Annotated in this window: 13 protein-coding genes; 8 read left to right on the plus strand and 5 right to left on the minus strand. The window is 61.0% G+C overall.

What is annotated here, in order from left to right; all coding sequences use genetic code 11:
* Positions 1-34: 34 nt before the first annotated feature.
* From MOP44_RS08760 to MOP44_RS08770, 3 genes are all read left to right on the plus strand, one after another.
* Positions 35-829 (plus strand): hypothetical protein, encoded by a 795-nt coding sequence (locus MOP44_RS08760; protein WP_260795659.1) that lies wholly within the window; start codon positions 35-37, stop codon positions 827-829.
* 130 nt (positions 830-959) lie between these two features.
* Complete coding sequence (locus MOP44_RS08765) at positions 960-1,211, plus strand: antitoxin (RefSeq protein WP_260795660.1); 252 nt, start codon at positions 960-962, stop codon at positions 1,209-1,211.
* A complete protein-coding gene (locus tag MOP44_RS08770) occupies positions 1,211-1,627 on the plus strand; it encodes a type II toxin-antitoxin system VapC family toxin (protein ID WP_260795661.1) in 417 nt (138 codons plus the stop codon). The genes MOP44_RS08765 and MOP44_RS08770 overlap by 1 nt, the downstream gene beginning before the upstream one ends.
* A gap of 224 nt (positions 1,628-1,851) precedes the next feature.
* On the opposite strand, the gene MOP44_RS08775 is transcribed toward MOP44_RS08770, so the two are convergent.
* Positions 1,852-2,895, minus strand: coding sequence for a YsnF/AvaK domain-containing protein (locus MOP44_RS08775; protein WP_260795662.1), 1,044 nt, complete (start codon positions 2,893-2,895; stop codon positions 1,852-1,854).
* A 324-nt stretch (positions 2,896-3,219) separates the two neighbouring features.
* Between MOP44_RS08775 and MOP44_RS08780 the strand changes: the two genes are divergently transcribed.
* The 4 genes from MOP44_RS08780 to MOP44_RS08795 all read left to right on the plus strand — a co-directional run bounded on the left by MOP44_RS08780 (position 3,220) and on the right by MOP44_RS08795 (position 8,438).
* Positions 3,220-5,559, plus strand: coding sequence for a carbohydrate binding family 9 domain-containing protein (locus MOP44_RS08780; RefSeq protein WP_260795663.1), 2,340 nt, complete (start codon positions 3,220-3,222; stop codon positions 5,557-5,559).
* Between the two features lie 197 nt (positions 5,560-5,756).
* A complete protein-coding gene (locus MOP44_RS08785) occupies positions 5,757-6,815 on the plus strand; it encodes a ComEC/Rec2 family competence protein (protein WP_260795664.1) in 1,059 nt (352 codons plus the stop codon).
* A gap of 114 nt (positions 6,816-6,929) precedes the next feature.
* The gene (locus tag MOP44_RS08790; protein WP_260795665.1) at positions 6,930-7,898 is read left to right on the plus strand and encodes a sugar phosphate isomerase/epimerase family protein; all 969 of its coding nucleotides are present in this window, start codon (positions 6,930-6,932) and stop codon (positions 7,896-7,898) included.
* A 312-nt stretch (positions 7,899-8,210) separates the two neighbouring features.
* On the plus strand, positions 8,211-8,438 hold the full coding sequence (locus tag MOP44_RS08795) for a cupin domain-containing protein (protein ID WP_260796627.1): 228 nt from the start codon (positions 8,211-8,213) through the stop codon (positions 8,436-8,438).
* Positions 8,439-8,477: 39 nt separating this feature from the next.
* Here the strand turns inward: MOP44_RS08795 and MOP44_RS08800 are convergent, their stop codons facing one another.
* The 3 genes from MOP44_RS08800 to MOP44_RS08810 form a co-directional block, all read right to left on the minus strand.
* Entirely contained in the window at positions 8,478-9,140 is a 663-nt protein-coding gene (locus tag MOP44_RS08800) for a DUF4142 domain-containing protein (protein WP_260795666.1), read from the minus strand.
* A gap of 187 nt (positions 9,141-9,327) precedes the next feature.
* Positions 9,328-10,299 carry a hypothetical protein gene (locus MOP44_RS08805; RefSeq protein ID WP_260795667.1) on the minus strand — a complete coding sequence of 324 codons (972 nt, stop codon included), beginning with the start codon at positions 10,297-10,299 and terminating at the stop codon, positions 9,328-9,330.
* Between the two features lie 4 nt (positions 10,300-10,303).
* Positions 10,304-11,581 carry a glycosyltransferase gene (locus MOP44_RS08810; protein WP_260795668.1) on the minus strand — a complete coding sequence of 426 codons (1,278 nt, stop codon included), beginning with the start codon at positions 11,579-11,581 and terminating at the stop codon, positions 10,304-10,306.
* A gap of 114 nt (positions 11,582-11,695) precedes the next feature.
* Between MOP44_RS08810 and MOP44_RS08815 the strand changes: the two genes are divergently transcribed.
* Positions 11,696-13,207, plus strand: a complete 1,512-nt coding sequence (locus MOP44_RS08815; protein WP_260795669.1) for a PA14 domain-containing protein — start codon at positions 11,696-11,698, stop codon at positions 13,205-13,207.
* Here the strand turns inward: MOP44_RS08815 and MOP44_RS08820 are convergent.
* The gene (locus MOP44_RS08820) at positions 13,191-13,961 is read right to left on the minus strand and encodes an alpha/beta hydrolase (RefSeq protein ID WP_260795670.1); all 771 of its coding nucleotides are present in this window, start codon (positions 13,959-13,961) and stop codon (positions 13,191-13,193) included. The genes MOP44_RS08815 and MOP44_RS08820 overlap by 17 nt on opposite strands.
* Positions 13,962-13,966 lie beyond the last annotated feature (5 nt).

The raw sequence follows: 13,966 nt of genomic DNA on the forward strand, positions 1-13,966 counted from the left end.
CCGTCAGCGAAGGCCCAATCTTACAATCGCGTGTGTGAAGACACTGCCCGACTCGGATGCTTTCGACTGGATTCTGCTCGGCCGCGCCGCAATGACGTCGGAGGTGAATGAATACAACGGAGTGCAAGTGACGGGCCTGTTGCCCGCGGTATTCGAAAGGTACGCAAAGATCTTCCACAAGCTCGATGTTCGAGCGGAGGATCCTCAGGCCGGTCTGACAGCCGAGGAGATCGCGATCCTTAAAATACCTGAGTGCGCAGAGGTGCGTGACTTCTGGGTGAAGAGGCGGACCATGGCGGCTGATTCAAGGATCAGGTGGAAGGATGCCGCGGATGCGTTTGGCGTTCCGTACGCACCAGAGCTGACCCACTCATGGTTTTCGCAGCGGCTTAAGCCGAATCCGCAATGCTGGCCACGGTTCATCTGGGGTCCGGCGGACGGGACTCTGGATGCTCAGGAATGCAATCAGCTCGTTTCAGTGCTGGCGGGGGTGACGTCCACCCAAGGCTGCTACTTCAGATTTGCGGAAATTCCTTTTATAGCCACCGATCAGGAACTGCTTTTCGCTGGCAGGCTGGATGAGGTGGGAGATTGCTTTCTCAATGGAGCCATTAAGTCTGTCTACGAGCGGCCCTTCCAATACACGCCTGAGTACTGGTGGCCGGAAGATCACTCGTGGTGTGTTTGCAGCGACTATGATCTGACGTTCACAGTTGTCGGCGGATCGTCTTCGCTCATCGAACGATTCCTGGACCATCCCATTCTTGAGTGCCTTGAGGTGAGACCTGAAACTCGCGTCGACAATCTGTCACCGATGCCGATGGGTTAGCCCTCTGCGAATTGGCGAAAGCAACCGCAGATCCTTCGCTCACTGCGCTCGCTCTGGATGACACGTGCTGCGAAGAGGGATGTCTTGCAGTGGCATATGCTCTGGCATATGCTGTATGTAGAGGTGGCAGATGAGCGCGGGCAGCGCAGTACGGCAGGTGCGGCTTTTCAAGAATGGCCGGAGCCAGGCAGTGCGGATTCCGCGGGAGTTCGAACTGCCGGGGAATGAGGCGACTCTGCGCCGGGATGAGCGCGGAAGGCTGATTCTGGAGGCGATACCCAGGCCCAGGCTGCTTGACCTGCTGGCGACGTGGACGCCGCTCGATAAAAAGGACCAGTTGCCCGAGATTGAGGATTTGCCTGCTGAGCCGGTGAAGCTCTGATGGCGCAGCGGTATGTTCTGGATACGAATATTCTTTCGGATTTGCTGAAGAGCCCAGCCGGCAAAGTCGCGCAGAAAATCGCAGGGCTGGCGATTGCGGAACGTGAATCTCTGGCAACAAGCATCGTGGTTGCTGCCGAACTCCGCTACGGCGCGGCTAAGAGCGGATCTCAGATCCTGGCGGAGCGGATTGAGCAGTTGCTGGGCGCCATCGAGGTGCTTCCGCTTGAGCCGGACGCAGACGGGCACTACGGCATAATCCGGTCGCAACTTGAAAAGACTGGAACAGTCATTGGCGCAAACGACCTGCTAATTGCGGCTCATGTGCTGGCGATTGACGGCATTCTCGTCACCGATAATTTGCGGGAGTTCAAGCGGGTGAAGGGGCTACGCGTGGAGAACTGGCTGCGCGCTTGAGTTCAGGTATCCGTCGAAGAGCAACTGCAGGTCCCTCGGGCCGCTGAAGAAAGCGCGCGGCCTCTCGGGATGACACAGTGTTTTGGTGAATTGACGTTCCCGTGGCTGGTTCAGGTTCTTGGTGTCCCAGGTCTCCAAATGCGAGAGACCTGGGCCACCCTCTTTTCGTGCTGAGTCGGCGTCTTTAGTGCGGCTTTCGTGCTCCTCGGTCGCCGACCGTGTGATTAGCTCGCTTTGCGGAGGCGGTCTTTGTCTTCGTCGACGCGGAGCTCTTCGCGGCGGACCGTTTCCTGACGGTTTTCGGTGTTGGTGATTTCGCGTTTGCCGATTTCTACCTGTTCGCGGACGACGGGTTCCTTCTCCACACGGGCGACTTCTTCGGTGAGCGGCACGCGGATCTCTTCGCTGTCGCTGCCGAAGGTGGCGCCGGTGGCCGGTTGGGAGCCGGAGACGGGCACGCGCTCGACGACGAGCTCTTCACGCGTGACCGGAACCTCGACGTTCTGGGTTTCTGTGACGGTCTCCTTGCGGATGCGGGCCTCGCCGCGCTGCACGCGATCGCGGTGGACGCGGAGCACTTCCCCGTAAAGCTGGATGCGGCGCGGGGTGCGGGTGTCGAGGTCGGAGCCGGTGCTGCCGGTGTAGGCGGCGTCTTCAGTTTCGGCGTAGGGGCTGGTGGTGCCGGTTCCGGTTCCGCTGTAGCTGGAATTGCTGCTGGCGTAGTCGGGGGTGAGGGCGGTGGAGCTTTCTGCGGATGAGCCGAGGTCGGCGCCGTTCGATTCGAGGATGGTCTCGGCTTCGGCCCGACGCTCGGCGGCTCTTACGCTGACGATGTAGCCCTGGCCGGTGCTGCCGTATTGCTGGCCGAAGTAGCGGGAGCGATCGGTGGTGGTGCCCCAGGACTCGTGCAAGTCGTCGTCGTAGTCGTAGACGTTGTTGCTGCCGGTGATTTCGTGCGTGGCCATGTCGCCGCTGGTGCGTTCGTCGGCGTAGGGCTCGGCTGTATCGCCTTCAAAAAAGTTCTTGATGCGATCCCAGAAGCCGCCGACTGCCTCGCCGGCTTTGTGGCCTTCTTCGCGCATCTTGCTTCCGGTGGTGGATTCCCCGGTGGTGGTTCCGCTGCTGTAGGCGCCAGTGCCGGGCTGTCCGGCAACGCTGATCTGGTTGCGCGTGAATCCGGCGGCCTTGAGCTCGCGCACAGCGGCTTCGGCCTGGGTTTCAGAGGAAAAGTATCCAAACACGGTGGTGTCGGTTTCGTAGCCTGCCATATCTATGCCTTTCGGGTATGAGGTTGGGGGTCGCTGGGACGGCGCGGGCGCAGTACGGCGCTGCCCTGTTTTCTTGGGCGCTTGCAGAGTCGACGTTCGGGGCCGTTCTGCACGGCGGTGTTTTTAGTTCACGCCTTATCCGAAGCAAGAAGCGGTGCAGAGGATGGATGGGGATTCAGGATGATTGCGGCGGCGCTGCAGGAGCTGCTTACGAAGGTGAGGTTGGCTGCGTCGTGTTAGCTAATGATGGAGACGCGGGTAAGAGATAATGAGTGGAGAGAACTGACAGTTGGCGCGCTGATTCGATGTGCGCATGGTAGATGCATGGGGCGTTCGTCGTTATGCCTGGGGATCATTCTTTCGTTCATTCTTTTCCCGGGAATTCTGAAAGCTAGTCAGAAGCCGCAGGCGGGGCAGTCAGAGCCGCCGAAGCAGCAGGCTGTCACCGATGTGAAGGTGCCGCTGCTGAAGGCGGGATTGCGCCTGGCGGATTTTGAGGGCATGACGCCGCGGCCGGAGCTGCGCAACCAGCTTGCAATGGTGACGGACTTCATCCAGCAGGTGCCCCGCGATGGTCAGCCGGCGACAGAGCGAACCGAGGTGTGGATGGGGCGCACGTCGACGATGCTCTACTTCGTATTCATTTGCTTCGATCATTCGCCGGCGTTAATTCGCGGGCACCTGGCGCGGCGCGAGAACGTGCAGAACGACGACTACGTAGCCGTGCTGCTGGATGCGTTTCAGGATCGGCGCAAGGGCGTGCTGTTCGAGGTAAATCCGGCAGGCGTGCAGAGCGATGCCGCGTGGACGGAAAACGCGAACCCGGACTATAGCTACGACCAGGTTTGGGACTCCGAAGGTCGCGTGACGGACAAAGGCTGGATGGCGCTGATTTCGATTCCGTTCCGCAGTCTGCGGTTCAGGCATTCGGGGCCGGATTGGGGCGCGGTGTTCGCGCGCAGCATTCCGCGCAATAGCGAGCTCGATTATTGGCCGAGGGTGGCGGCGAACATCAGCGGCACGTTGAGCCAGGAAGGCACGCTGCACGGGATGTCGGGTCTGACGGAGTCGCACAATATCCAGATCAATCCGTATGCGCTGGCGCAGAATGAGCGCAATTTGATCAGCCTCGATCCGCTCAATCCATACTTCAGCTCGCGGCACCTAGAGGGCACGGCGGGCGCGGACGGCAAGGTGATTCTGAAGGACAGCATCGTGATTGATGGGACGATCAATCCCGACTTCAGCACGGTGGAGAGCGACCAGCCGCAGTTCACGGTGAACCAGCGGTTTGCGGTGTATTTTCCGGAGTTGCGGCCGTTCTTTCTGGAGAACGCGAACTACTTTGCGACGCCAATCCGGCTGGTGTACACGCGAAATATCGTGCATCCGGAGTTTGGCGCGCGCGTGACGGGCAAGGTGCACAACACGAATCTTGGCCTGTTCACGATTGACGATCGAGCGCCCGGCGAGACCGTTGCGCAGAGCGATCCGCAGTATGGCAAGCATGCGCTATTTGCGGTGGGGCGCGTGTCGCAGGATTTTGGCAAGGGCTCGAGTTTGGGGTTGATTTATACCGACGAGGAGTTCGACGGGGGATGGAACCGCATTGGCGGCGTGGATACGACGCTGCGGTTGTCGAATAGCTGGACCGCGGATGCGCAGTGGGTGGAGAGTTCGACGCGCGAGGCAGATGTGAATGGCGGCGCGTACTCGGCGGGGCCCGGGACCTACGTTGATGTGTCGCGGCAGGGGCACGCGTTTAACTTGTTTTCGAACTTTGTGGATTTCGGCACAGGGTTCGTGACGGACGTGGGGTTTATCCAGACGAACAACGTGCGCAAGAATCACACGCACACGAGCTATCAGTGGTTTCCAAAGAGCAAGACCATTCAAGGCTGGGGACTGGAGGTCGACGAGGCGTTTGCGTTCGATCACTTCGGCAACCGGGTGTATCGGTACGTGAACGGGGACCCGTACCTCTTGTTGCCGCGGAACACGGTGCTGGCGCCGCTGATAGGGCAGAACTCCGACACATTGGGGCCGCAGGACGGGTACGACATGCCGCACAGCGAGAACTTCACGGAGAACTACGGCGGCATGGTGGTGAAGAGCGCGCCGTGGACGCAGTTGAACTTCGACGCAGTGGCGATTCGGGGTGGCAACGTGAACTACAACCCGGCGGCGGGGCAGAAGCCGTCGCTGATGGACCAGCAGACGGTGAACTTTTTGTTCTCGCTGCAGCCGCTGCGGCAGTTGACGGCGGATAACACGTATCTGCTCGATCGCGATCATGCGGCGTCGGATGGTGCGTTTGTCTACGAAGCGCAGACGTTCCGCACGAAGGTGAACTATCAATTCACACGGGCAATTTCAGCGCGCGTGATTGTGGAGTACGACACGACGCTCGCGAATCCACAGCGGACGACGATTCCGCGGACCAGGCAGTGGGGTACGCAGGCGCTGCTGACTTGGCTGCCGCATCCGGGGACGGCGGTGTATATCGGATACAACAACAATTTGCAGAACCTGGACCGCTCGCTCTGCAACCGGCTGCCGAACGGGACCTGCGATCCGAATAATACGGACCCGCCGCGGTCGGCGACGTTGCTGAATGATGGGCGGCAGGTATTCATCAAGGCTTCTTATCTGTTCCGGTTCTAGCACCTGCGGTGCGGCCAACTGCGGCTTCGCCGGCACCTGCGGTGCGGCCAACTGCGGCTTCGCCGGCACCTGCGGTGCGGCCAACTGCGGCTTCGCCGCCAACGCAGCGCTGTTGACATTTGCGGTCTTCACGACAGAGGTGCGAGTGTAGTCGAAGTTTCGCGGTGCGCGTCCGGCGTTTTAGACTTGCTGGCACGATGAGAATCGCTTCCCGCTTCCTCTTCAAAGTTGCTGTTGGATCTGCGATGGTGGCTGTTCCGCTGGCGCCGCGCGCTATCGCCCAGGACAAGATGTCCCATGCGAAGGGCCAACTGCTGATCTACGCCATTGATGTGGAAGGCGGGCAGGCTACGCTGCTGGTTACGCCCGAGAAGGCATCGCTGCTGGTGGATACAGGATGGCCAGGCAGCAATGGACGCGACGTCGGCCGCATTCAGGCGGCGATGAAGGATGCGGGCATCGACAAGCTCGATCATGTGCTGATTACGCATTTTCACGTGGATCATGTGGGGGGCGTGCCGAATCTCGTGCAAAAGGTGCAGGTGGGCGAGTTCATCGATCACGGCGAGAATCGCGAGGACTCTGACATCACGCGCCACGATTATGCCGCGTATGTGAAGGCGATTGAGGGGCACAAGCGGCGGATCGTGAAGCCGGGCGACGCGATTGACATTCCAGGGTTGACGACGATTGTGATCGCGGCTGACGGCGAGCACATCAAGAGCGTGCCGGGCGTGACGCCCAAGGCGAATCCTTATTGCGCGAGCGAGCCGAAGTGGGACATGGACACGACGGAAAATCCACGGTCGACGGGCGTGCTGGTGCGGTTTGGCAAGTTTCGTTTTCTTGACCTGGGCGATTTGACCAAGGCGAAGGAGATTCCGCTGGTTTGCCCGGAGAATCTGATCGGCCATGTGGACCTGTATCTGGTGAATCATCACGGAATGAACCTGTCGAACTCGAAGGCATTTGTGGATGCGATTGCGCCGCGCGTGGCGATCATGGATAACGGCGCGCACAAGGCGGGCAGTCCCGAGGCGTGGCAGACGGTGCATGAGAGCCCCGGGCTCGAGGACCTGTGGATGCTGCATACCGCGGAGGGATCGGATGCCGCGCATAACAGCGCCGATCCGCTGATCGCGAATTTGAAGGGCGGCGCCGATGGCGCGTACTTCAAGGTGGTTGCGCATGAGGATGGAAGCTTCAGCGTGATGAATTCGCGGACGGGGCAGACGAAGCAGTATGCGCGGAAGTGAATAGCGGTAATGATCCTTGGCCAGCAGCTTGTAGCCGGTAGCCTTTAGCTGCAAGCTGCCGGCTTCTCGCTACTAGCTCAGAGTTGCTGTTCAGAGTTGTTGGGGTGGGTGTCCATGAGTATCTCTCGACGTGAGTTTTTGAGCGGCGCCGTTGCGGGCGCTGCGTTCTGTGCTGCGCCGGAGATGGTGCGGGCGATGGCTTCGAGTTGTCCCTTTCGCGTCGCAGTGATCAATGACGAGATTTCGCAGGATTTCGATCATGCGTGCTCGGTTGCGGCGAAGGACTTTGGGCTGGGGTGGATTGAGCTGCGCGGGATGTGGAACAAGAACATCACCGCACTGGATGACGCGCAGATCGCCGATGCCAAGCGCATTCTTGCGAAGTACAACCTGAAAGTGACGGACATTGCGAGCCCGCTGTTCAAGGTGGACTGGCCGGGCGCGCCGTTGTCGAAGCAGAGCGAGCGGCGGGATACATTTCACGCCGATGAGAACTTTAAGGCGCAGGACGCGCTGCTGGAGAAATGCATTGAGCTGGCGAAGGCGTTCGGGACGGACCGGATACGGTGTTTCGATTTCTGGCGGCTGGAGGATGTAAAGCCGTACCGCGCGGCAATTAACGACAAGCTGCGGCAGGCGGCGCAGCGCGCGGCGAAGGACAAGCTGGTGCTGGTTCTGGAGAACGAGATGTCGTGCAATACGGCGACGGGCGAAGAGGCTGCGGCTACCCTGGCAGCGGTGACGGAATCGAATTTCATGCTCAACTGGGATCCGGGGAATGCGGCGACGTTTCCGAATTCAATGCCGTATCCCAATGGATATGATCTGCTGCCGAAGAATCGCATTGGCCACTGCCACGCGAAGAGCGTAGTGCGCAAGCCTGATGGCAAGTGGGAGTGGGCGCCGGTGGGCAAGGGCGTTGTGGACTGGGCGGGGCAGTTGAAAGCGATGGCCAAGGATGGCTATCGCTATGCTGTGAGCCTGGAGACGCACTGGCGCGGCGCGGGTACGCCGGAAGCTTCAACACGCGTGAGCATGGCAGGGTTGAAGGATGCGTTGAAGCAGGCGGGCACGGGCTGCTAAGCACCTGCGGTGCGGCCACTGCGCCTTCGGCGCCAAGGTTGGGCGGGGTGCGTGACTTCCCACCCTTGCGACAGAAAGAAGCCGCAAGGATGGGGCACGGATGGGCTAGTGGCGAGAGCCATCCGCTTGAAACTTCTTTGCCGCCAGGGATTAGAGGCAAGAGTGCAAGAGCAAAAACGCAAGGCCCGCGAGGTGGGTGATGCCCCCTATCGAAATCGCGAAGCTTCCTGTGATTGAGCGCCTCCCGGGGTGGCGGGGACGGTTCTTTCATTCTGAGCACATGACCGTGGCGCACTACGATTTTGATCGTGGATCAAGTATTCTGAGCATTTCCATCCGCAGGAGGAGATTTATCACGTGCTGGATGGAGAACTGGAACTGACGATCGAAGGCGAGTTGCACGTTGCGCATGCGGGGCTCGCGGTGGTGGTGCCGGCGAATGCGCGCCCATTCCGTTCGCGCGCTTACGGACGGGCGAGTTCTGATTGTCGACTCGCCGCGCCGGCTCTGAAGCTGCCCGGATCCCCACCCTTGCGATAACAAAAGTCGCAAGGGTGGGGGTCACGGGGTTACGCGTTGTTACCTGCTAGAGACTTCCTTGCCGCCTTCGACGGGGATGTTGTGAGCCTTCGCTATCTGCTGGGCCAGCTGCAGGTGCTGCGAGATGACGGTTGAGCCCTGCGTGGCGATCTGTTTCAGGTTCGGATCCTGCGTGCCATCCGCCTCCTGCTTGAACTTCTTCAGATCGTCCTGGTGATCCTTCAGCATCGCGGTGAGGTATTCCTTATCGAACTCATCGCCGTTAAGGCCCTGCAATTTCTCGATCAGCTTCTTGTCTTTCTTCGAAGGACCTTTGGGTTCGTTGACGTTCATCTGCTTGGCGACCGGGCCGAACCACTTCTGGTTCATCTGGCTGTGATCGTTGGCCAGCTTGGCCGCGTACTGCTTGACATCCTGGCTCTGCGATTTCTGCTGAGCGAGTTGCGCGAGCTGCACTTCTGCCATGTTGCCCTGCATGGCCTCGGATACGAACGAAGTGTCAGCCATGTTCTGCGCGGAGGTGGAGGGACCCGCATCGGGTGCCTGCGAAGGCATGCTGGTCTGATTGGGTTGCTGCGACGGCTGCTGTTGCTGCGGCATGCCGGTTGCTCCGCCAGGGGACTGCGCGAACAGAGTTGCTCCGGCGAGCAGGGTAGTTGCGGACGCCAGGCCCAGCTTGCGTGTGAATCGGTTTGCGATCATCGCGTTTCTCCTCTTAAGGGGCGCGCCGGGGGGTTGCGGGCCGGCAAATGCCCTCTCGGATGCGTTGGGATGCGAGGTGTACGCGAGGGTTTGTTTTGAGGTTTGTATCGGTGGCCGATGGATTTGAGGGGATTGAAGTAATGCGCTGAATCCGCGCGGGTTTCAGCCTCGGCAGGTCGGCGCGTGATTATTCCGGCAGATCGAGCTCGAGGCAGCCAAGCGTGAACGCGAAGGGGAAAGGACCTCCCGCGCCGGTGTTGTAGAGGCCGTCGAAGAAGATGAGGGCGCGTTGCGATTTTTGTTCGTCGAAGACAAGCGAAGGCTTCCATGGACCCGTGTGCCAGCCGCGGTCTTCAGCAGTCATAATCTGCACGGGCTCGGACCATTGCTTCAGATCGCCATGGGGCGCATCGGCGCGACAGTGCCAGAGGCCAGTTTCGGGCGGAATTGAGTCGCCCAGCGCGACGCGGGCGAAGATGGCATCGAAGGAATCTCCGCGGGGACGCACGCAGAAATCAAAGAGGAACATGTCGGCGGGGGCGAAGAGCGTGTGCGCGCCCCAGGTGCGGCCGTCTTCGCTTTCGCTGTAGCCATGGGCGAGGTACTTCTCGTGATTAGAACCGGCGACGTACCACATCTTCCATTTGCCATCGTGATAAATGAGGTTGGGCTCGTACACGCTGCCGTGCTCCCAGTCTTCGGTCGCGTGGAATGCGGGCTCGGATTGCGGCTGCCATGCGGTGCCGTCCCACTCGAGGTAGCCGATGGTGTACGGGCCCCATATGAACTCGGCGCCGCCGGCGTAGTAGATGCGCTCGATCCAGCGGTTGGTTTGTGGATCGAAGCCGCGCACGTAAGAAGGACAGTGGCGGCCGCCGTTGGCATCCCATGTGCCTTGCGCGCTCGGCGCGGCGAGCGGGATCAGCTCACCGGATGTGTCGCGGGTGAGTTGCCAGCCCGCTGCGGAGAGTGGTGCTCCTGTGGGTAGTGTCGCGCTGTAGAGTCGCGGAGCGCCGAAACCGTGTGCCTGGCCTGCGAGGAACATGTGCCACTGATCGCCGCGTTTCACCACGCTGGAGTCGAGGAGTTCCGCGCCGTTGGAGCCGGTGGCCGCGTCGTTGGGATCGAAGATCTTGGCTTCCTTGGGAATCATGGTCACCTGTTCAGCGTTGTGTCTTTCGAGCTAACTCTTCCAACGCATCGCATGCGGACTTTGTTCCGTCTTCGTGGCTGAGGCGGCGGGCTACCGCTTCAGCGCGGCGTGCGTACTTGGGCTCCTCAAGAAGAATGCTCAGTTTGCGCGCGACGCGGAGGGGGGTGTAGTCGCTGCGCTTGATGACGCGCGCCACTTTGAGGCGGCGCATACGGCGGGCGTTGTCTGGCTGGTCATGGGAGTAAGGCATGATGAGCATGGGCCGGCCGGCTTGCAGGCAGTTGGCCGTGGTGCCCACTCCGCCTTGGTGGACGATGACCGAGGCGCGCGGAAAGAGCTTGGAGTAGGGTGCGTATTCGGCCACGCAGATGGTGTCAGGCAGCGCTTGATGCGGGCGGTTGCGCTGGTCGCTGCCGATCAGCAGGACTGCACGCACGCCGAGTTTGATGGCCGCGCGCGCGGAGTGCTCGAAGAAGCGGCCGGCAGCGAGCACGGCTGCGGAACCCAGAGTGAAGACCACTGGCGGCGGCCCGGCGTCGAGGAACTTTTCAAGGTGCGGCGGCAGTTTCGCGTTGCCGCTTTCGGCGTCGTAAAAACAAAAGCCTGTGATGCGTGTGTGATCGGGCCAGTCCTTCTGCTCGCAGCCGAGCATGCGGCTGAAGAGCGCGAGGACGAGATAGGGCGAGTGCTTGGCGTCGAAGAGGGGATTGGGGCCGCGCGGGAGGCCCAGTTCGCGGCGCAGATCGTAGATGGGATCAGGCCAGCGGCGGCTGACGAGGCGCGCGAGGCGGCGAATGGCGCGGCCCATGCCGGGGGTGCGGTCGGCGCGCGCAAGGCGCGGATACGGCGGCAGCACCGGCGGATCGAAGGCGGAGAAGAACGACAGCGGCGCGAGCACGTAGCTGGCCCACGGGATGCCGGTGACTTCAGCCACGATGGGGCCGGCATAGTTGAGCTCGCCCAGCAGCAGAAGATCCGCGCGCGCGGGTTGCGTGGCGGCGTGCAGCAGGTCCTCGTAGGTCTGGCGCAGCACGGGAAAGAGGAAGTCGCGCAAGCCGCGTTCGGTGCCGTGCTTCACGTCGTAAATCATGGCGACGAGCGCAGTGTTGGTGGGATCGATGTCGGGGCGGACGGCGTGAAACTCAAGGCCGAGCGGGCGAATCTTTGGCTCGTAGACCGCGGGCAGAGCCATGACCGGTGTGTGGCCGCGCCGCTTGAGCTCAAGCGCGATGGCGATGAGGGGGTGAATGTCGCCGTAGGTGCCGATGTTGGACAGGACTATGCGCATGAGCGGGTCTCGTGTCTCGCGCAGGCCGAGGAGACCCGCAGTATGAGGGTAATGCATCGACGTGAAATTGGCGGCGCTTCTCTGCGAGCCGGCCTATGCGATACATTTGCCGCAATGTACTCTCATCACTGGCAGCCGCGAGTCATCTTACCCGTCGTGTGTCTTGCGCCACTGTTGCTCCATCAGTTGCGAGCCCAGGCCCCGCCGCCGGCGGATGCGCAGGACACTCCGTTTGTGCTGCACATCAATGCGCGCGAGGCGGTGATCGAGGTGGTTGCGACCGATCAGCACAACAATCCTGTGAATGATTTGAAGCAAGATGAGTTCCAGGTTTTCGACGCGGGCAAGCACGCGGATAAGACTCCGCGGCAGATGCTCTCGATGCGCATGATCGATCCGCACTCCCCGAACGGTGCGGACGCCAGCGATAACGGATTCCGCATCAGCTCTGGCGCGGTGTGCGCACTGAATGCCACCACGCACTATCAGCTTGCGATCCAGGCGGCTCCGGAGCCGGGCTATCACGATGTGCTGGTGAAGACGACGCGGCCCAAGGTGCGGCTGTCGTATCGGAAGCGGTATTACATCGGCCCCACGCCCGACCAGGTACATGCGCGCGATCGAAGAGCAGCCACAGAGGACGTTGCGCTGGGAGAGGCTGCGTGCTGGCATGCTTCCACGCCGGCCACGCTGGCGGTGACAGCGCGGCCCTTGCTTGCGCAGGGCGGCGGCGGAACGCGCTACATGGTGACAGTCAAGTCAGACTCGTTCCCCGATATCGGTTTCAGCGAATCGAACCTGCATGTGGGGCTTGACTTTGGCATGTGCACCTTCGATGCTACGGGCGCATTTGTGCAGTACCTGCACTCGACGGTGGACCGACCGGTGGATGCGGCCTTCTTCGCCAAGGCGAAGCAAAAGGGGCTTTCGAACGTGCTGGAGCTTCCGGGAGTGCATCCGCCGGACCTTGCGCGGCTCGTGGTGCGCGATCGAGTCACAGGAAACCTGGGCGTGGTGGATGTGTCGCGCCCCGTGTCGCTGGCTGCGCAGGGCGACCAGGCAAAAGCGATCAAGCGGCCCATCGGCTCAGTGCGTTCGTTTGGAGTGATCACTCCGCGCGAAAACGACTTCTGCGGCGATGTGTACGAGCTTTCCTCCGGGGCCGCGCAACTGCCGGATTTCTGGAACCTGGACCCGGTTGGATCGATCTATACCGACAAGCTGGAGGTATGGGACCAGGACATCAACCAGGCCGACGGCATTCCGGGCGTGACGCATACGAATCTGTGGTTCGGCGTCGACTATTATGGCGAGTTCTACATCAGCAAGCCCGGTGAGTATGCTTTCGAATTGCAGGCGGATGACGGCGCCAGACTTGAGATTGACCACCAATCCTTGGTCGATCTGGATGGGCTTCATCCGGTGCTGGTGAAGACGGCGAAGGTGACACTGACGGAGGGACTGCATACGATTCACGTGCCGTATTTCCAAGGCACGCCGACACGGCTGGCAATGGTGCTGCAGGTGAAGCCGCCTGGCGAGGGAATGCGGGTGTTCAATATTACGGAGTTTGCGCCGCCGAAGAGTGAGTCTGCGAGCGGGACAAAGGCTAAGGCTTCGCGATAATGCGCAGGTAATCCGGGCTGTCGGAGATTGAGTTGTGTCCTACGCCGGGAATCACTGTGTAGGTTGCGAGGCCGGATTTGAAGCGTGTGCGCAAACGCTCTGTGCTCCAGCGCGGGATGATTTCGTCGTTGCCGGCCGTAAGGATGCGCGTAGGAGCGGTGACGTGCGGCGCGTATTTCCACGAATCATATTTGTCGTGCATGAGAAGACGCACGGGCAACCAGGGGTAGGCTTGTGCAGCCGCATCGGTGAGGCTGTCGAACGGGGTGATGAGGACGAGCCGCTGTATGGGCCGCTCGCTGGCCACCTTGACCGCGATGCCGGATCCGAGGCTGCGGCCTATCAGGATTACATTTGGATGCTGCGCGAGGACTTGATCGAAGAGCATCAGTGCGTCTGCGAAGAGCGCTTGCTCTGACGGCTTGCCGGCACTTCCGCCATATCCGCGATAGTGAAGCAGGTAGATTGCGTCATCAGGAAATGCAGAAGAGAAGTCGGACAGGTCGAGTGAAACGTCTTCGGCGTTTCCACCGAAGTAAATCACTGCGCCGGGGCCGGGAGCGGGGCGCGTGGAGACCAGCACCGGTCCGGCATCGGTGTGCAGAATCATCACGGGAACGCCGGCGCGATTTGCGCGCGACTGCGGGTAGTAGATCAGGGAACGCTGCGTGAAAAACATAAGTGCACAGATGCCGACGTATGCGAGGACGGCAATGCCGAGGAATCTGAGGAGCCGCCGGCGTAGACGTCGCATTCGGA

The organism is Occallatibacter riparius (assembly GCF_025264625.1).
In the GTDB taxonomy this organism is placed as follows: Bacteria; Acidobacteriota; Terriglobia; order Terriglobales; family Acidobacteriaceae; genus Telmatobacter; species Telmatobacter riparius.